The sequence below is a fragment of the Aneurinibacillus danicus genome (assembly GCF_007991215.1).
Lineage (GTDB): Bacteria > Bacillota > Bacilli > Aneurinibacillales > Aneurinibacillaceae > Aneurinibacillus > Aneurinibacillus danicus.
On sequence record NZ_BJXX01000164.1, the window covers coordinates 13906 to 32769 of the forward strand.

An 18864-nucleotide genomic window follows, 5' to 3' on the forward strand; every position below is an offset into this window, starting at 1 on the left:
CCTGGCTCGTCTTAAACGTTCGGCCCAAATACGGTGTGACGGATTCTTCCCAGAGCTCCTTCTCCTCACGGCTAGCACCCGATGAGTACCACCAGGAATAGAAGGTGCTGGAAAGGAAGAAAACGGCAAAACAAACGATGATAATTTTGATCCATCCATTCTGCTTTGTCCATATGCCTCTGATGGTACTCCCTCAATTTCTTATAGAATTTCATAGCGTTTTGGCTTGGCCGCGTTTTTGAGCGCATTGCGCGTATCGAGTACGGCGGGTGCGAAACGGCCAATCAAATCGTAATCGAATGCGGTATGATCCGTCGTCACTATGACAATATCCGCTTTCTCAAGCTGCTCCTGCGCCAGCTCTACCGCGTTGTATTCTTTGCCTCGACGTTTAAAAGACGGGATGTGCGGATCGCTGTAGACGATATTCGCTCCCTTTTCTTCCAGAATGTCGATAATATGGAGCACCGGGGACTCCCGGATGTCATTGATGTCTTTCTTGTATGCCACACCCAGCAGGTAAACGGTCGAGCCTCTGAGCGGCTTGCCTTCCTTGTTCAGCAGGTTGGCGGCGCGCTCGGTAACGAATTCCGGCATGCTATTGTTAATCTCGCCGGCCAGCTCAATCAGGCGGGTATGGTAGTTATATTCACGCGCTTTCCAGGTCAGATAGAACGGGTCGATCGGAATGCAGTGTCCGCCAAGGCCCGGACCCGGATAGAATGCCATGAATCCGTACGGCTTCGTTTTCGCGGCGTCAATCATTTCCCAGACGTCGATGCCCATCTTGTTGCAAAGAATCGCCATCTCGTTCGCCAGCGCGATATTGATGTGTCGGAATGTATTTTCATAGATTTTCTCCAGCTCAGCTACCGCCGGGCTGGATACTTCGTGTACTTCCCCTTCGAGCACGGAGCGGTACATGGATGCGGCCACTTTCGTGCAATCCGGCGTTACACCGCCGACTACTTTCGGGGTATTCTTTGTGTTGAAGTGTTTATTACCCGGGTCAACGCGCTCCGGCGAGTATGCGAGGAAGAAGTCTTGTCCGCAGACAAGGCCGGATTCTTCGAGAATCGGCTTCAGCAATTCTTCCGTCGTACCCGGATATGTCGTACTTTCAAGTACAATCAGCATACCCGGATGCAAATACTTAGCGACTTCGCGTGCGGATGATTCTACGTAGCTGGTGTCCGGCTGCTGGTAGGCATCAAGCGGCGTCGGCACGCAGATGGCTACGGCATCTACCTCGTTGATGAACGAATAGTCGGATGTCGCGCGCAGTTTCCGCTTCTGTACGATTTCACGCAGATCATCGTCCACGACGTCTCCGATGTAGTTCACGCCCTCGTTGACCATGTCCACTTTGCTGGCCTGCACGTCAAAACCGATCACGTTGAACCCGGCTTTCGCTTTCTCTACAGCCAGCGGAAGGCCGACGTACCCGAGGCCGACCACGCCGATAACGGCGGTCTTTTGTTCGAGTTTCTGCATTAATTGTTCTGCTAACGAAGATACAACTGCTGTAGACGTAGTCATACTCTCTCTCCCTTCGCTTCGAAGAATTCACGCACAACCGAGATAACATATTCTTGATCATCTGACGCCAGTTCCGGATACAGCGGCAGCGCCATCGTTCCGAGTGCGGCTTTTTCCGATTCGGCAAGGCTTCCAGCTTCGTATCCAAGCCCCTTGTATACTTCCTGCTGGTGCAGCGGAACCGGATAGTAGACGCCGGATGCGATGCCGTGTTCTTTCAGATACGCCATCAATTCATCACGGTATTCGGTTTGGATGATGTACAGATGGAATACCGCTTCACGGTCTTCTTTCACGTACGGCAGCTTAATCGGCAGGTCTTTCAGCGCTTCGCTGTAGATGGCCGCTTTCTCGCGGCGCTGCTGGTTCCACTGGTCGATGTACTTCAGTTTTACCTGCAGCATGGCTGCCTGCAGCGCATCCAGACGGCTATTGTAGCCGATCATGGAATGATAGTATTTCGGGTTGCTGCCGTGTACGCGCAAGATTTGAATTTTGCGGGCCAGCTCCTCATCGTTGGTTACCACGATACCGCCATCACCGTAGCCCCCCAGGTTCTTCGTCGGGAAGAATGAGAAGCAGCCGGCCGTACCGATGGAGCCGATGCGCTGGCCTTTGTATTTCGAACCGATTGCCTGGCATGCGTCTTCAACAATGTGCAGGTTATATTTATCCGCGATGGCACGGATTTCATCCATATCTACCGGCTGGCCGAAAATGTGAACCGGCATAATCACCTTTGTTTTCGGTGTAATCGCCGCCTCCAGCTTCGCCGGATTTATGTTGTATGTGTCAGGGTCGATGTCGACAAACACCGGTGTTGCGCCCAATTGCGAGATGACTTCCGCAGATGCAAAGAAAGTGAACGGCGTCGTAATGACCTCATCTCCCGGTCCCACGCCCATCGCATCGAGCGTCAGAAGCAGCGCGTCCGTACCGTTCGCTACGCCAATCGCATACTTCGTGCCGCAGTATTCCGCCATGGCCGCCTCGAAGTTTTTCACGAACGGTCCCATGATATAATTGCCGCTTTCCAGCACGTTATCTACTGCCTGTTTAATTTCCGGTTTGATGTCCTGGTACTGGGCGGTTAAGTCCAGCAAGGATACTTTGCGCAATGTTTTTTCCATGGTGATTCCTTCTCCTCTCACTGTTGGGTGCTAACTAATTCTTTGCTGTCTTCCCATTTGACGGGTGCATTTTTCTCGGCTGCTTCGTATACGGTCAGAACAAGCTGCAGTGCATTGCGGCCGTCCTGCCCGGTCACGAGCGGCTCTCTGTCTTCACGAATCGCATCCGCCATATCAGCGATGATGCGCTGGTGTCCCGGCGTACCATACGGGTCTTGATCGACCCGTTCGATGATCGTTGCCGCCTCTTCTTCGGATACACCTTCAAAAATCAGATGTTTAATCCAGTTGGCGGTTCTGCCGGAGATAACGGCGCTGCCCGTCTCGCCAAAGATGCTGAGCGATTCCTCATAGTTCTTCGGATAAATGGTTGCGGCCGCCTCAATGATGCCAAGCGTGCCGTCTTTGAACTTCAGCACGGCGACAGATACGTCTTCCGCCTCGATATTGCGCAGGCGCGTTGCATTATAGGCCTGCACTTCTTCGACCGGACCGGCGAGCCAGTACATCAGGTCCAGATTATGAATGGCCTGGTTCATCAGCACGCCGCCGTCCATTGCTTTCGTGCCGCGCCATGGTGCCTGATCGTAATACGCCTGGTTTCGATTCCAGCGTACCGTCGCGTTAACATGACTAAGCTTGCCGAACAGACCCTGATCTTTTAATTTCTTCAGTTCCATGACAGCCGGCCGGAACCGGTTCGGATGCACAACCGAGAGTTTGACGCCGTTGTCAGCGCACGCTTGAATGATGCGGTCCGCATCTTCGAGCGTTAGCGCAATTGGCTTCTCGACGATGATATGCTTCTTCGCCGCCGCGGCCTGTACCGCAAGCGGTGCGTGCAATCCGCTCGGCGTGCAGATGTTCACGACATCAAGCTCCGTTTCTTTCTCCAGCATATCTTCGAGCGAAAGATAGCCGCGTACATTATGTTTTTCCGTGTATTCTTTCAAACGCTCTGGATTAGTATCGCAAACCGCGATAAGGTCTGCGTTCGGAATATTACGAATTGCTTCGATATGTTTGTTCGCGATATGTCCGCATCCAACGATAGCAAACGAAATAGCAGACATTGAGCCACTTCCTTCGTTTAAATTGATTGTAATCTTGTATAATTGCTTATATACTTAAAGTAGTATTTATTATTTAAGATATAATGGGTGAATTCTGGGCATTTAACCCGACCTCACACCACACCCTTGACGATGAACGTCTAAGGCATCGTCCTTCTTTGTTGCATGCCCACAGCATGGCCGAGTGCCTGCAGTGATAGAGGTGCAGCAGGCGGTTACCTGACTATTTTAACCCTGGTCCGGTTAGAACAGTCCGAGGAATTTTTGGCGTTTCTTTTTCCTGTCAAACGGGCGCGGTGCAGGCACCGCAATGTCCTGTCCGGAGACGAGCAGACGCGCGTTTTCTTTGAAGAAATCGGTATACTGCCCGCCAAGCTTCCGGTCAATCCATTCGTATGCCGCTTTCAGCGCAAATCCTCGACGCGCAATGTTATGCGCATCAGAAGCGATGAAATGAATAAGATTGTGCTCAATCAACTTACGCGAGATACCCTGATACTTACTGCTGAACTCACCGGCGACACTCGCCGCCGTCAGCTGGGCAAGCGCCCCTTTCTCCACCATGCGGTGCAGAATGGACGGCCGCTCGCGTATGTCATGGTTTCGTTCCGGATGGGCAATGATCGGGACATACCCTTCCACCTGCAAATCGAACAGCAGGCGCTGTGTATACGCCGGAACATGATCATACGGCAGCTCAATCAGAACGTACAATTGAGTCTGGTTTAACGTTATCAAGGTCTGATGGGCCGCTTGAAAGTCCTGCACAATCTCTCCGTAGAGATGCAATTCCATTCCCGGGAGAATCGTGAGTGGAATCTTATTGTCTTCAAGCAGGCGGTTAGCTTCGTCCACTCGCTGCAGGATGACTGAAGCAGGATTATCATACTTTCCGTCCCTATGATGCGGCGTGGCGATTACATGTGTAATGCCGTTTTGCACGGCATCCTTTGCCAGTGCCAGTGTATCTTCGGGAGTCTGGGCTCCGTCATCTAGCCCCCACAAAATATGATTATGAATGTCTACATTCATTCCCGCTCCCCTTCCTTCAAGATTCAGTCTATTGCTGGTAGTAATAGTAGTAGTCGTTTTTCTTCATCTTTTTGTTATTGAGCACAACGCCAAGCAGGCGCGTGTTTGTGCTTTCTAACTGCTGTTTTGCTTTTTTTGCCATATCGCGACTCGTCTTGCCCGAGTTTACGACCAGAACGCATCCATCCACCAGTCTGGCAAGAATGGTAGAATCGGCAACCGCCAGCGTAGGGGGCGTGTCCAGGATAATCGCGTCGAAATGCTTATCCATCTCTTCCATCACCACCCTCATCTTCTTCGAGCCGAGCAATTCCGCAGGATTGGGCGGAATCGGTCCCGCCGTCATGACAAACAAATTTTCGATGCCTGTCTTCTGCACAGTATTCTCCAGCGGAACCTGTCTCGCCAGATAATTCGTAAGCCCGCGGCGGTTCGGCACATGGAATGTGTGGTGCGCGGTCGGTTTACGCAAGTCGGCGTCAATGTACAATGTACGCTTGCCTGCCTGCGCCATGACAACGGCCAAATTCGCCGATGTCGTCGACTTCCCTTCCTCCGGTGCCGTACTGGTCACCAGAATGGACTTAATCTCTTCATCTACACCTGCAAATTGAATATTGGTGCGCAGCGTCCGGTATGCCTCCGATACCGGCGATTTCGGGTCCCAATGCGCAATCAGCTTTTCATATCGTCTATTTGCCGTATCAATTGTACTCATGAATGTTCACCTGCCGCTGCTACCTGAGCTTTTCTCTCTTCCAACTTACGAACGCCCGCCTTATCGCTGGCTTCGATTACCGCAATCGAACCGATAACCGGCAAACCAAGATGTTTCTCGATGTCCTCTTCCGTCTTCAGCGTATTATCCAGATACTCAAGCAGGAACGCAAGCGCCATGGAGAAAATAAGACCGATCACAAATGCAACTGCCATATTGACAATCGGCTTCGGCTGCACCGGGCCTCCGTTTGTATCCGCCTTCGCTTTCGTCAGAATCTGTACGTTATCTACTTTCATGATATTTGTAATCTCTTCTTGGAAGGTTTGCGCGACGGTGTTGACAAGCATAGCCGCCCGCTGCTTGTCCGGGTCTTTCGCTTCAATGGAAATGACCTGTGAATCTTTGACCGCCGAGACGCTAATCTGGCTGGTCAGAGCCGATACTCGATCCGGCTGTCCCATCTTCTGGGCTACCTTATCCATCACGCGTGGACTTTTCATTACAACGTTATATGTCTCAATCAATTGCAAATTGGATTCGATGTCATTCCTAGAAATCGTCCCTGTCTTGCTTCCTTCTTGCGACTTGTTCACCAGCAGTTCCGACTTCGCCTGGTAGACCGGAGTCATAACCAGATACGTAATTCCTGCGCTCACTGCGACAAAAAGCAGCGTAATAAGAACAATCATCCAGAATCGTTTGCGAAGAGTAATGACAACTTCCCGTACATTCATTGTTTCTTCTTGTTGTGGCATCCTCCAATTCCTCTCTTACAATTTCGTTGTGCTGATGTCCTTCACGTAAAACACTATATACTAAGGCGCGGGAATGAAAAATGATACGAAAATTGTATTTTAAATTTCCAAAATTAGTCTTTTCATACCAGCAAATCATTGGGAATTTTTCCTGCCATTTTTACAATTTTGCTTTTTTGCTAACGTTCCGTTTCTTTTCTATGATCAATTTGTTAAAAATATATAAAAATCATTCTCAATCTTATCGATTAAAAAAGCGCATTCATCCTTTAGAGATAGGCATTCCAGCGTTTTTTCATACAAGTGACAGAAAATACAAAATAATAATTCCGACTTTTTTCCTTGACAATAATTTTCTTATGAATTTCTAACTAAAATATTCAGGGGCAAAAATCGCAAAAAAAAGCACCGTGGCTTTTCAACTGCAATCTCGATATGAAAAACATGAGAAGGACAACCAGCTTTTGCGGCACGAAGGAGAAGAGAGGAAAGGATGAGGAAGGAATTCTAATGCAGAAAAAGGCGAAGTCTTTTTTCTCCCTCAGATCTTTTTTCCTCTTTCTCTCTTTCTTTTTTCCTTATTTCCACACAAAAAAAAGAGAGACAAAAACCGTCTCTCTTCCTATTTATGCTGTTGCAGAAAGGCGTCTATCCGGTCAATGGCCATCTCCAGATTTTCCAGCGAGGTAGCATACGAGCAGCGAATATGCTGTGCTCCGCCTTCACCGAATACATGACCGGGAACGACGGCTACCTTCTGTTCAAGAATAAGTTTCTCGGCGAATTCTTCCGCCGACATACTTGTCGAAGCAATAGACGGAAATGCATAGAATGCGCCTTCAGGTTTATGGCAGGACAAGCCGATTTGTTCAAACGATTTCACCACATAATTGCGGCGTTGACGGTAGCTCTCTACCATGCGGTCTTTGGCTTCCATGCCGTGACGAAGCGATTCAAGCGCCGCAACTTGCCCCATAATCGGTGCGCATAGCATCGTATACTGATGAACTTTTACCATCGCTTGAATTAAATCCTCCGGACCGGCCGCATAACCGATACGCCAGCCGGTCATAGCGAATGCCTTGGAGAAACCGGACAAGAGAATCGTCCTGTCTTTCATGCCGGGCAACGAAGCGAAGCTCGTATGATTTGTATCGTACGTCAGCTCCGCATAGATTTCATCAGAGATTACGAGTAAGTCATGACGGGTAATCACATCTGCGAGCGCAGATAGCTCTTCCTTCGTCATAATCGAGCCGGTCGGATTGTTCGGAAAACAGAAAATAATGGCCTTCGTCCGGTCGGTAATCTTTGATTCAATCTGCTGCGGCGTCAGCTTGAATTGCTGATCAATGGATGTCTGTACTGCAACTGGAACGCCGCCCGCCAGGCGAACTACCGGATCATAGGACACATAACAGGGCTCGACGACCAGTACTTCGTCGCCCGGATCGAGAATGGCCCGCAGCGCAAGGTCGATGCCTTCACTGGCTCCTACCGTAACCACTATCTCTTTATCCGGATTATAGTTTACCTGGAACGAAGAAGCGAGATAGCGGCAAATCTCTTCGCGCAATTCATAAAGACCGCTATTGGACGTATAGGCGGTATACCCCCGCTCCAGTGATGCAATCGCTGCTTCGCGCGTATTCCACGGCGTAACGAAATCCGGCTCCCCTACACCGAGGGAAATCACGCCTTCCATTGAAGACGCCAGCTCGAAGAAACGCCGGATGCCGGACGGCGGAATGGACTGAATCGTACGGGACAGACGGCGATTGGCAACCCGGGACATACTCATGGCGTAACAACCATCCTTTTATCGTCTTCGGGCTGCTCCAGAATCACGCCATCATGCTTGTACTTCTTCAGAATAAAATGCGTCGTCGTCGAGATAACCGAGTCGAGCGCAGACAGCTTCTCAGACACGAACTGCGCAACCTGGCGCATCGTTTTTCCTTCGATAACGACAGATAAATCATACGCGCCCGACATCAAATAAACAGACTGCACTTCCGGAAAGCGATAGATTCGCTCCGCTATGTCGTCGAATCCGACTTCGCGCTTCGGCGTTACTTTCACATCGATCATCGCTGTTACGAGATCATCCGCATCAACTTTCTCCCAGTTGACGATAGCCGGATATTTAATGATAACCTTCTCTTTCTCCAGCTTCGTGATGGTCTCCCTGACATCCTCCACGGTCGTATCAAGCATTGTAGCAATCGTTTCTGCGGAACGGCGGCTGTTCTCCTCCAGGATATGCAGCAGCTCCCGCTGTTTATCTCTCTCCACTTTCATCCAACCCTTCTGTCTCCACTTTTTTTATTTATAATATAACAATATTCAGGATATTGCCGACAAAACTTCTTATAATCTCATCTTCAGCAAAAAACCACTATGGATTTTCAGCCGTAACCCCGATAGGAAAATCGAGGGAAGGGCAGCCGACTTTTGTGGTACGAAGGAAAGGAGAGAAAAGAACGAGACAATGATTTCAATGGGGAAAAAGGCGAACGCCTTTTTCTACTCTGGCTCTTCTTTCCTCCCTTTTCTCCTTCTTTCCCCACGATTTTCACAGAAAAAGAAAAGTGTTCCTTTACCCGAACACAAGGTCATACATATGCTTCCATGTCTCTAAATCAAACACGTCGAGAGCGGAACCATTTCCAATAATACTGTAACCTGTAATAAGTCCGGCCAGCAGGGCAATAAAAAGAAGAAACGGTACAAGCATGATCCTCAAAAGTAGCGGCATACCTGCCCGGCTCTTCGCTCTCTTTTTTACGGAAGACTTCTTTTTCTCCGGCGCCCTTTGTGCGGCGGCATCCGGATATAATGTTTTACGTTGTTCCGGCATTCTATCAACCTCTAAAAATTCGATTGGTAATGTCCATCATCTGGTCATTATAGGACAGCGCCCGCGCATTGAACTGGAGCGCCCGCTGCGCTTCTATAAGAGAGGTCATCTCTTTGCGCAGGTCGACGTTGGACATCTCAAGTCCACCCTGGCGTACAGCGATACCCTGTGTCATTGCTGCACCGTTCGCGTTGCTTAATCGGGCAAATTCGTTCAACTGAGCCCCTTGCGGCAATTGGTAATAATTTTCCCCGACCGGGTGTAATATATTCGGGTTTTGCACGCTATATACGCCGATGCGAGGCCCTATCTGTTCCTCGCCGTTTAAGCGGTACGTAATCTGTCCGTCCGCCTTGACGGTAAAATGGGTGGCTCCTTGCGGAATCGTAACCGGCTGCGGAGTTGCGCCATTATCCATGACATAATCGCCTGCCGCCGTTACCAGCTGCATTCCGCCATTTATAGGCATCCATTTGAGATTGCCGTTTCTCGTAAACAGCGTCGCCTGATCTCCGTTCGCCTGCCGCCGCTGTACACGGAAGAACGCATCTTCCCCTTCCAGGTATAAGTCTGTGGGTATGTCGGTCGTTTTTATTGCGCCCTGGTCGAAACTTGTCTGGATTACCGCCTCTTTTGCGCCAAAGCCCGGACGAGTCCCCGGCGGTGTAAGCCGGCTCGGTTCATGGTAGGCATATGGCTGATTATTTAAATGCCGGATAAGGAAGGAAGCGAACGCGGTGTCCTGACTCTTGTATCCGACCGTATCAGAGTTGGCTATGTTGTTCGCAATCGTATCCACACGCAGCTGCATCGCCCGCATGCCGGAAGCGGCATTAATCATTGAGTGATTCATAACCTACACCTTCTCGTTAAATTTTCCCGACTTCGTTCAACTTCTGCAGCGTCATATCGTACGCCTGCAGCACCCGCTGGTTCGATTCGTAGCTGCGCAGCACAGTCATCAAGTCAATCATCGTCCTGCCCGCGTCTACGTTCGAACGCTCAATGTATCCCTGCTTCAGCGAAACGGCCGGATCATTGGCCGGATTATACAACACCGGTGCTCCCTGGCCCGTATAGCGGAACGTGGTATCCGCTTCTTTCTCCAGGCTGCCGGCAGCGTCATCAATTCGATATAATCCCAACTGTACAGGGACCGCGTTCGGGTTACCCGGCGCGATTAGCTGTCCGGAAGGTGTGATCTGCAGATTCTGTTTATTTAATGGTGCACTGCCCAGCAACGCACGCAAATCGATCGGTTGATTATTGGCATCGAGTACCTGGTAGCCTTCAATCGTAGTCAATTGTCCGGCCTCGTTCATGGATAAGTTTCCGCTGCGTGTGTAGTATGTCTCAGGCTCTCCGTTCTCACCCGGCTTCTGAACAGCGAGAAACATGCGCGGCTGCACCTGTCTGCCGCCGATATCTACAGTCGGCAAACCTTGATCGACGATCGCAACATCCAGCACTTTTCCCGTCTCAAACAGATCTCCCTGTGCGAAATTCGGAACGAGTTCCTGGTTGTATACCCCGTGCGAGAGACGGCCGATCAGCTGGTTCGGTCCCGGGAATGCGGGCAGCCCCGCTACTCCCCCATTCGTATCACGAATGCGCTCCAAAAGCAGTTCGGGGAATGTGCGAAATGTGGAGTTATCCGCTTTGTATCCCGGCGTATTGACGTTCGCCAGGTTGTTCGTTAATGCATCTTGCCGCGCCTGATTGGCAATCATGCCGGAAGCGGCGGCGTCTATTCCACGCAGCATACTCTTCACCTTACTTTTCTATGAGAATTAAGAGGAAAGAAGAAAAGGGAAGAAAAAAGTCTTTGCCTTTTTCCACATTGAAATCATCCCCTCGTTCTCTTCTCTCTTTTCCTTCGTACCGCAAAAGCCAGCCGCCCTTCCCTCGATTTTCCTATCGGGGTTGCGGCTGAAAAGCCATGAGAGTTTTCTTACCTCAAACCACGAAAAAACGACGGATAATGATTTATATTATAGCAACATCATACCAAAAAAAGTATGAGTACGGATACCTATGAAAATATCTTTTTCTTAAGCCTGCGCTGCGCGTGCTGGGGGGACTTGTCCAAATTCTCCAGCATGATGCCGGTTCCTACCGCTACACAGGCCATCGGATTTTCTGCAATCATCACAGGGACTTTCAGCTCTTCCATCAGGAGGCGATCCAATCCGTGCAGCTGTGCGCCACCGCCCGTCAGCATGATGCCATGGTCGATGATATCGGCGGATAATTCCGGCGGGGTACGTTCAAGCACGTTTTTCGAAGCGAGAACGATGGCCTGAGCGACTTCCTGCAGCGCTTCACATACTTCTTCGGACGTAACGGTAATCGTCTGCGGCAGGCCCGTAACCATGTCGCGGCCGCGAATATCGATTTCATCCTTGCGCGATCCGGGAAAAACGGTACCAATTTGAATCTTGATGTCTTCAGCGGTGCGTTCGCCGATGAGAAGCTTGTACTTGTCTTTAATATATTTTATAATCGCGAGGTCACACTTGTCCCCGGCCATCTTAATAGAAGAGGCGGTGACGATGTCTCCCATGGAAAGCACGGCTACATCGGTTGTTCCACCGCCCATATCGACCACCATATTGCCGTACGGCTGGAAAATATCCATTCCGGCGCCTACAGCGGCCACTTTCGGTTCTTCTTCGAGGAACACTTCTCGCGCTCCGCATCGCTGTGCCGCTTCCCGAATCGCTTTCTGTTCAACGGATGTAATATTGGTTGGAGTACAAATCAAGATGCGCGGCCGCGCCATGAATCCTTTTACGCCTATCTTTTTCACAAAATAATTCAGCATGGCTTCCGTAATCTCAAAATCCGCGATCACCCCATCCCTCAGCGGACGAAGGGCGACGATATTCCCAGGTGTCCGTCCTACCATGCGCCGCGCTTCCTCACCGACAGCCAATACACGCTTCGTCATGCTATCAATCGCTACGACCGATGGTTCATCAAGCACAACGCCGCGCCCTTTCACATAGATGACGACGTTGGCCGTACCCAAATCAATTCCCATATCTTTGCCCAACATGTGAGAGCCTCCCTGTAACTGTTATATCATCAGAATATTGTACTACGCATATTGTCCTGTCACAAGGAGAATTTTTACCTAGGCAAGCTCTTCCGCTTCCTCCTTTCGATATGATTTGCTTCTGCGTTTGTACTTAATCTTCGTCGCTTCCCCTCCCCGCAGATGACGGACAGATTTGTGATATTCAAGAATTTCTTTGACTTCGTTTGCTAGTTCAGGACTAATCTCGGGTAACCGTTCCGTCAAGTCTTTGTGCACCGTACTCTTCGACACGCCAAACTCTTTGGCAATCTTGCGAACGGTATTCCGGGTTTCCACAATGTAGTGGCCGATTTTCATCGTCCGCTCCTTGATGTAATCGTGCACGCCTCTCGCCTCCTAAGCTAATTGGTCAGTGGTCTGATACATTATATTGGGGCAAGGGTCTATATATGCGAAAAAAGGCTGATAGCATGTACTAATCAGCCTTTTTTCTTTGTTTTCTCGTATTTTCGTTTTATTTTGCCTGAGTCGTATCGTCCGTTTTCGGCAGATATTGTTCCGGTGCCACCGCTTCTCCGTTTTTGTGTACTTCGAAGTGGAGGTGGATGCCGAGATCTTTCTCAAATACGTTGCGTCCGGCCATGCCGAGGACAGCGCCGCGGTCTACCGTATCACCGACGTCTACTTTCGTGTCTTCAAGGCTGGCGTATACGGTAGAAAGACCATCCTTATGTTCAATTTCAATCTGGTAGCCAAGCATCGGGTCGCGTTCGGATTTTACGACTTTGCCTGCTGCAGCGGCTGTGACTTCAAATGATTTTTTGTCCTTGGCGGCAATAGCAATACCAGTGTTCGGCCAGTATGAATTGTCATACTGCACAAGGGCCGCTTCCTGAGCTTTCTTGTCGGATGTATCATCGAAGAAACCCATCACTTTTTCGGTAGCTTCCAATTTGGCCGGCCAGACAAGCGTGCTGTCAGGGGCATTGACCGGAACAGCAGGTTGCTCATTCGTTCCCTCGGTGACTTGCATCGGTGCCGATTGTTCCTGTGACGCGGCTTTCTGCGGTGCAGGATTGGCCGGGAATTCTTTGCTGTTCTGATACCACATTACGCCCGCGAGAATGATAGCGGCTGCCCCTAAGTACATTGCGGGAAAAATCCATTTTTTTCCGAATAAACGTTTCCATCCGCCAATCTCGACTTTTTGGATTGGTGAGGAAGATTTCGTAGATTTTTTTTGTTCATCCATTGTTTTATCACCTCAGAGATCAGTGTTGACAGGATATGAGGCGAATAAACATGGTGTCGAAATTTTTTGTATAAAGAAAGAAACTTTTTCACTTCAGCCATTTCTCCCCGCTTTCGATTTTTACGCCTTTATAGAAATAGGCGACAATCTCTTCCGCTGTCTTTCCTTCTTTCGCCATGCCATTGGCGCCCCACTGGCTCATTCCGACGCCGTGACCGTACCCCAGTGTGCGGATGATAACTTGATTTTTTTCAATCGACAGGGAAAAATGCGAGGAATTAAGCCCGAGAAGCTCTCTTACTTTGCGTCCGGTAAATGTCTTGTCCCCAATTCTGATTTCTTTTACCCGTTGTCCCACCGTGCGTGAGATGACTTTTTGCCATGTTCCGCTCCCTGCGGCGGCAGGCTGGGCGATTTTTGTTTTCAGCTTTTTCTCCAACTGGTCGACCGTCATCGTAACAGTCTCCTGATAGCGCGGCGATGCGGTATCCCACGGCACCTTTACACTGCGAAGATACGGAATGGTATTTCCCCAGTATTCTTCTGAGTTTTCGGTATAGCCATTGCTGGTAGAGAAGAACGTCGCGTTAATCGGTTCATTCTGATAGGTCAGAACTTGTCCCGCCGTTTCTTCCACCGCCTGGCGGATTCTCGCTTCCTTCCATGTATAGGAGCTTCCCCATCGCTCCCGTTTCTGCTTTTCATCCATATATACCTGATGCTTTACCGTATCGGTTACATGTGCACCCTTCGGTACGTCACTGAAATCTTTTTTGGCGAGGCGAAGCGCAATATACGTTCGCGCCGCAAGCGCCTGGGCCTTCAATGCCTCCATCTCAAATTCGGCAGGCATCTCTCCGGATACAACTCCTGTCACATAATCTTCGAGTGGCACGGTATCAATCTTACCGTTCTCCACCCGAAAGACACGGACGGAAAAGTCGATATATTTTACTGCTTCGTTGGCGGCAGGCGAACTCCGGCTTTCCCGGGTATGCTGCGCCGGCGGTTCAGCGGGGTCCGGGTAGATAAGCACAAGCGTTGACGGTACAACGAGCAGAATGGCAATCATAGCGGCGACAATATAGAGTAATGGTTTCATGGCTCACTCCTTCCGGCTGCCTGGCGGACAACTTATCTCTAGAAATCTATGCATGCAGAAAGGAGAGTATGCTTACGAAAATCATGAGAAAAGAAGGAGGGGATAGGGGAAATGAGATCCGGAGAAGAAAAAGGCCCTCCTGAGAGCCAGCGCTCCCCGGAGGGTCTTTCGGTAAACAGGCTAATATAAATCTGAAAAATAATCGTTAGGCAAGAGAGGCTTTTGATGAAGAAGCCGCTACAGCCATATCGTCATTTTTCTCTTCCTTAACAAGCTTCACAACCGGCGTATTGTGGCGTTCAATATCTGCGCCCAACCCGCGCAGTTTGCCGACAATATCCACATAGCCACGGTCCACATGATGCAGCTCGGTCACTTCAGTTTCGCCCTCTGCAATCAAACCGGCCAGAATCAGCGCTGCCCCTGCACGCAGGTCAGTCGCTTTCACTTTCGCGCCGGTCAGGCGGGCTTCGCCGTTTACGACAGCGGTACGCCCTTCGATTTTGATGGCGGCACCCATGCGCTTGAATTCATCCACATGCATAAAGCGGTTTTCAAAGACCGTCTCTGTAATCATGCTGCTGCCTTTTGCGGACAGCATAACCGCCATAAACTGTGCCTGCATATCCGTCGGGAATCCCGGGTGCGGAAGTGTTTTTACATCCACACACTTCAGTTCAGACCCGCAATATACGTGAACACCGTTCTCCGTCTCTTCGATAACTACGCCCATCTCGCGCAATTTCGCTACGACAGGCTTTAAGTGGTCGGTAATCGCATTCTCGATAAACACGTCACCGCGCGTAATCGCCGCAGCCACCATGAAAGTTCCTGCTTCAATCCGGTCAGGAATGACGCTATGTACGGCACCAGTCAGACGCTCTACACCATCAATGCGAATGGTATCCGTTCCCGCTCCGCGCACGCGCGCGCCCATTGCATTTAAATAATTCGCCAGATCGACAATCTCCGGCTCCTGTGCCACGTTCTCAATGATGGTCGTGCCTTCGGCTAACGCTGCCGCCATCATGATATTTTCGGTCGCGCCTACGCTCGGGATGTCGAGATAAATCTTCGTTCCCTTCAGCCGACCCTCCACGCTGGCATAAATATAGCCCTGGCCAATCTCCACCTTTGCTCCCATCGCTTCAAAGCCTTTCAGGTGCTGATCAATGCCCCGCGAACCAATGGCGCATCCGCCCGGCAGCGGCATCTTCGCCTGGCCTTTACGTGCCAGAAGAGAGCCCATTACAAGGAAAGAGGCACGCATTTTGCGAACCCACTCATAAGGCGCTTCCACCTCTGACAGGTTCGTAGCATCCACCGTCAGCGTCTCAGCTTTACTATCGTATTGTATGTTCACATTTAGTGCACGAATGACTTCGCTGATTGTATACACATCATCTAATCCAGGTACCTCATGGATTACACTCGTACCTTCTTCTGCCAAAATCGATGCTGCAATGATGGGCAATACGGCGTTCTTGGCGCCATGTACCCGTACTTTTCCGGATAGACGTCGTCCACCTCGGATAATGATCTTGTCCACGTTACATTTCCCCCCGCGTCCTGCTAATATTCCGCTGTAATTATTGGTATTCCTGCTGTTATCATCGTTCCTTGCATATATGTGTCATAATGCATTGCAACTTGCAAGTTCATGGATCGATGGTTCGTCTCAATCATTGTATTAACTTGGGGCGAATAAGCTGAGTAGCTAAGGACCGTTTCTTCTTCCAGACTTTCGACCATTGTTCCTTCCAGAGAAGCCAGCAACTGGCTGGCTTTCTTCTTTTGCAAGTCATTTTCCAGTTTACCACTAAATTTTCCTCTGATACAAGAGATAAATTGCGGTAGTTCGGAACTATTTATGACATTCCGTACATAGTCTGCGGTTATGTTTTTGATTAACGGTACCTGGTTTTCTTTACCCCGGAACGTAAATCCTAAACCGCCGGTAATTTCATTTTTTTCCCTCGGAGAATGAAGGGTTACGTAGATTTTCTGTTCCATTCCTGCACCGTTTGTGCTCTCGCCGCGATATATGCGAATGCCATCCTGTTCCTCTTTCCTCCAGGTGTCAATATTTGCGGTTTTGGCAATGGCTTGCAAAAAAATCTCTGCTTCCTGCGCGGTTTGAAAACGAAAGCCATCCCACTTCATTCGCACCTGAATTTCTTCTACACGAGCACCTGTCGCTTTGACGGCACCAAGCAGAACGGACGCATCAGCAAATGCACGCTCCACCGTCTGTTCCCGTAAAGCGGAGGATGAAGCCGTACCGGCCAGCACCGGATAGCCCAGCATCATAATGAGTGCAAACGCCGCAAGCAGCAGGGTATACTTCCCCGTTTCCTTCGTTTTCATTTTCTATCCCTCTCCCGTTTCTCTTGTTTACTATTCATTCTGCGCGAAAAACGGGGAGGGTATACTGTGTCTCGCTAATAAAACACGAATTTTGTACGTTAAGTAATCCATAACCTATAGCTTAGTATCTCCTCAGTCACGTAGCCTCGGTGCAAATCGAAGCCCAAGTAAGTGACTTAAGCCGAAAATCTAATCGGTGTAACCGGTGATATCTGTATAATACTCCTCTATACAAAGATCAGGATTGTAGTGAAAGAAACCATCAATTTTTATTTACATACCATGATACATATGTAATAACATTAAATTACAAGTAATTAGTAAAAAGGAGTGAAATAATTTGTTTATAGAGGTGAACTTAAAAATGAAAAACAAAGTTCTTCTTACACTTTTAGGACTACTAATTTCAATTATCTTATCTGCTTGTAGCTCTTCTCCTCTAAGAGAAGACGAAAAAAAGGAAATAATATCCCAAATTAAACGTTACTATGATAACATTCACCATCCTTTAGATTTTGAAAGAACTTTAATGGTTTTGGAATTCAAAGATATGGGGACTGAAATCAGTATATCAACAGTTGGTAAATATGTAATTAAAAATGGATACAGTATCAAACGGGTAGACGAGCCTAAATACATATCGTATGAAAAGCCATATGCTTTATATGAAACAACAATCAAAGTTACTTATCCTAAGGATTACTTAGGCAACAAAAAAGAAGAATTCTTCACGGAAAGAATATGGATAAATAATGAAAAAAAATTGATTAGTAAGATAAGTAGCGGAGATAAATTTATATCAACTAGAACTCCCTCATATACAATAAAAATAAACGAATAATTAATTCAAAAATTGAATTTTTTATTTTTGTCTAAAATGTTAAATTTAACAATTAAAGAAGGAATTTCTATATATTGTATTTAATTTACATTAATTGAGTGTTAGAACACTTAATTAATGTAAATTAGGAGAGATATTTATGAAAAAATTTTTAGCCGTTAGCCTTTCAGCTGCTGTATTACTCTTACCATCTGTTTCACTGGCAGAAAATGAATCAGTAACCAACGCATCGAATAATAAGAAATCAACAGTAGAATCAGTTGCAAAGACAAGTAATGACATCTATGTGGAAAAAAAGGTTTATACAGCAAAAAATAACAAACAACTTTTAGAAAGCATAAGCAAACCGCAGGGAATTGAATTAGAAGAAGGAGCTGTCCTTGAAAGTTATACAGAAACAACAATGTTCGTAAAACATGAAGGCAATAAAACCAGCTTACTGACAACAGGAGAAGCAGAGAAGATAAAAAAGAATAGGGGTATTAATTCTTTAAAAGAACTATCTAAAAATGATGAAGAAAAAGTTAAAAAGCTTTTAAGAGAACAAGCTAATAAAAGTGATACCTCTAACACGATGGTAACTACTGCAGCTTCTACGGTATATGGACAAGATACAGAGACTATTAGCGGTATTACAGGATCTTTATATACTTACCAATTAACAGGAACAAGTTCCTATGCATCAAGGGCACAATTGTATGCTAATTGGAACGGTTTAACTCTTATCCCTAATAGGTCGGATAGCTATAAAGATTTTCTCACTATGGCTTGGTCTACAAGCGAGCCAATGTACACAGAATCATATAGTGGTAGTGTTACTTATACAGATTACAGTTCTAATCCTGATCGCTATTATACTCAGAACATTAGTTCCAACAGAGAAATTTATAGTGCAGGTAAAATCTCACTATTCTATAATGATACGTATCAAAGTTCCTGGGTTCCTACGCAAGCTTCCATCAATGTGATAATTAACAAAAAAACAAAAACTAACAAAGAAGGTTTTGCTGAGGCACATTTAGCACATACCTATCAAAATACCGTTGTTTCACCATCTATAACCGCTTCTTGGCCAGCAGGTATCACTATAAACTATACTCCAAGGGATATGGTAACAGTTGTACCCCTAGGAACAAGATTTTTAGATTAAAT

19 protein-coding genes are annotated in these 18864 nt (G+C 48.1%); 2 read left to right on the forward strand and 17 right to left on the reverse strand.

The window, feature by feature from the left end:
* Nucleotides 1-201: 201 nt before the first annotated feature.
* From ADA01nite_RS17195 to ADA01nite_RS17275, 17 genes are all read right to left on the reverse strand, one after another.
* Nucleotides 202-1539, reverse strand: coding sequence for a nucleotide sugar dehydrogenase (locus ADA01nite_RS17195; protein ID WP_146811535.1), 1338 nt, complete (start codon nt 1537-1539; stop codon nt 202-204).
* A complete protein-coding gene (locus tag ADA01nite_RS17200; RefSeq protein ID WP_146811537.1) occupies nt 1536-2669 on the reverse strand; it encodes a DegT/DnrJ/EryC1/StrS family aminotransferase in 1134 nt (377 codons plus the stop codon). The genes ADA01nite_RS17195 and ADA01nite_RS17200 overlap by 4 nt, the downstream gene beginning before the upstream one ends.
* A 17-nt stretch (nt 2670-2686) precedes the next feature.
* Nucleotides 2687-3742, reverse strand: coding sequence for a Gfo/Idh/MocA family protein (locus tag ADA01nite_RS17205; RefSeq protein WP_146811539.1), 1056 nt, complete (start codon nt 3740-3742; stop codon nt 2687-2689).
* A gap of 243 nt (nt 3743-3985) precedes the next feature.
* Nucleotides 3986-4774 carry a tyrosine-protein phosphatase gene (locus ADA01nite_RS17210; protein ID WP_146811541.1) on the reverse strand — a complete coding sequence of 263 codons (789 nt, stop codon included), beginning with the start codon at nt 4772-4774 and terminating at the stop codon, nt 3986-3988.
* A gap of 28 nt (nt 4775-4802) precedes the next feature.
* Complete coding sequence (locus tag ADA01nite_RS17215) at nt 4803-5492, reverse strand: CpsD/CapB family tyrosine-protein kinase (RefSeq protein WP_146811542.1); 690 nt, start codon at nt 5490-5492, stop codon at nt 4803-4805.
* Entirely contained in the window at nt 5489-6250 is a 762-nt protein-coding gene (locus ADA01nite_RS17220; RefSeq protein ID WP_146811544.1) for a YveK family protein, read from the reverse strand. The genes ADA01nite_RS17215 and ADA01nite_RS17220 overlap by 4 nt, the downstream gene beginning before the upstream one ends.
* A 622-nt stretch (nt 6251-6872) precedes the next feature.
* Entirely contained in the window at nt 6873-8051 is a 1179-nt protein-coding gene (locus ADA01nite_RS17225; RefSeq protein WP_371863575.1) for an aminotransferase, read from the reverse strand.
* Nucleotides 8048-8551, reverse strand: coding sequence for an Lrp/AsnC family transcriptional regulator (locus ADA01nite_RS17230; RefSeq protein WP_174760626.1), 504 nt, complete (start codon nt 8549-8551; stop codon nt 8048-8050). Before ADA01nite_RS17230 ends, ADA01nite_RS17225 begins: the two co-directional genes overlap by 4 nt.
* 298 nt (nt 8552-8849) lie before the next feature.
* Nucleotides 8850-9110 carry a DNA-directed RNA polymerase subunit beta gene (locus ADA01nite_RS22675; RefSeq protein ID WP_246147390.1) on the reverse strand — a complete coding sequence of 87 codons (261 nt, stop codon included), beginning with the start codon at nt 9108-9110 and terminating at the stop codon, nt 8850-8852.
* Between the two features lie 4 nt (nt 9111-9114).
* Entirely contained in the window at nt 9115-9963 is an 849-nt protein-coding gene (locus ADA01nite_RS17240; RefSeq protein WP_146811546.1) for a flagellar hook-basal body protein, read from the reverse strand.
* Nucleotides 9964-9979: 16 nt separating this feature from the next.
* Nucleotides 9980-10873, reverse strand: a complete 894-nt coding sequence (locus ADA01nite_RS17245; protein WP_146811548.1) for a flagellar hook-basal body protein — start codon at nt 10871-10873, stop codon at nt 9980-9982.
* Between the two features lie 269 nt (nt 10874-11142).
* On the reverse strand, nt 11143-12168 hold the full coding sequence (locus ADA01nite_RS17250) for a rod shape-determining protein (protein WP_146811549.1): 1026 nt from the start codon (nt 12166-12168) through the stop codon (nt 11143-11145).
* 78 nt (nt 12169-12246) lie between these two features.
* Entirely contained in the window at nt 12247-12534 is a 288-nt protein-coding gene (spoIIID, locus tag ADA01nite_RS17255; RefSeq protein WP_146811551.1) for a sporulation transcriptional regulator SpoIIID, read from the reverse strand.
* A gap of 130 nt (nt 12535-12664) precedes the next feature.
* Nucleotides 12665-13402: a M23 family metallopeptidase gene (locus tag ADA01nite_RS17260; protein ID WP_146811553.1), complete on the reverse strand. Its 738-nt coding sequence runs from the start codon at nt 13400-13402 to the stop codon at nt 12665-12667.
* A gap of 88 nt (nt 13403-13490) precedes the next feature.
* On the reverse strand, nt 13491-14504 hold the full coding sequence (gene spoIID / locus ADA01nite_RS17265) for a stage II sporulation protein D (protein ID WP_146811556.1): 1014 nt from the start codon (nt 14502-14504) through the stop codon (nt 13491-13493).
* A 205-nt stretch (nt 14505-14709) separates the two neighbouring features.
* Nucleotides 14710-16053, reverse strand: a complete 1344-nt coding sequence (gene murA, locus ADA01nite_RS17270) for a UDP-N-acetylglucosamine 1-carboxyvinyltransferase (RefSeq protein WP_146811558.1) — start codon at nt 16051-16053, stop codon at nt 14710-14712.
* 23 nt (nt 16054-16076) lie between these two features.
* Complete coding sequence (locus tag ADA01nite_RS17275; RefSeq protein WP_146811560.1) at nt 16077-16871, reverse strand: YwmB family TATA-box binding protein; 795 nt, start codon at nt 16869-16871, stop codon at nt 16077-16079.
* A 364-nt stretch (nt 16872-17235) separates the two neighbouring features.
* On the opposite strand from ADA01nite_RS17275, the gene ADA01nite_RS17285 reads away from it, so the two are divergent.
* Nucleotides 17236-17712 (forward strand): hypothetical protein, encoded by a 477-nt coding sequence (locus tag ADA01nite_RS17285; protein ID WP_146811562.1) that lies wholly within the window; start codon nt 17236-17238, stop codon nt 17710-17712.
* Between the two features lie 139 nt (nt 17713-17851).
* Nucleotides 17852-18862, forward strand: coding sequence for a hypothetical protein (locus tag ADA01nite_RS17290; protein WP_146811564.1), 1011 nt, complete (start codon nt 17852-17854; stop codon nt 18860-18862).
* The last annotated feature ends 2 nt before the right edge of the window (nt 18863-18864 follow it).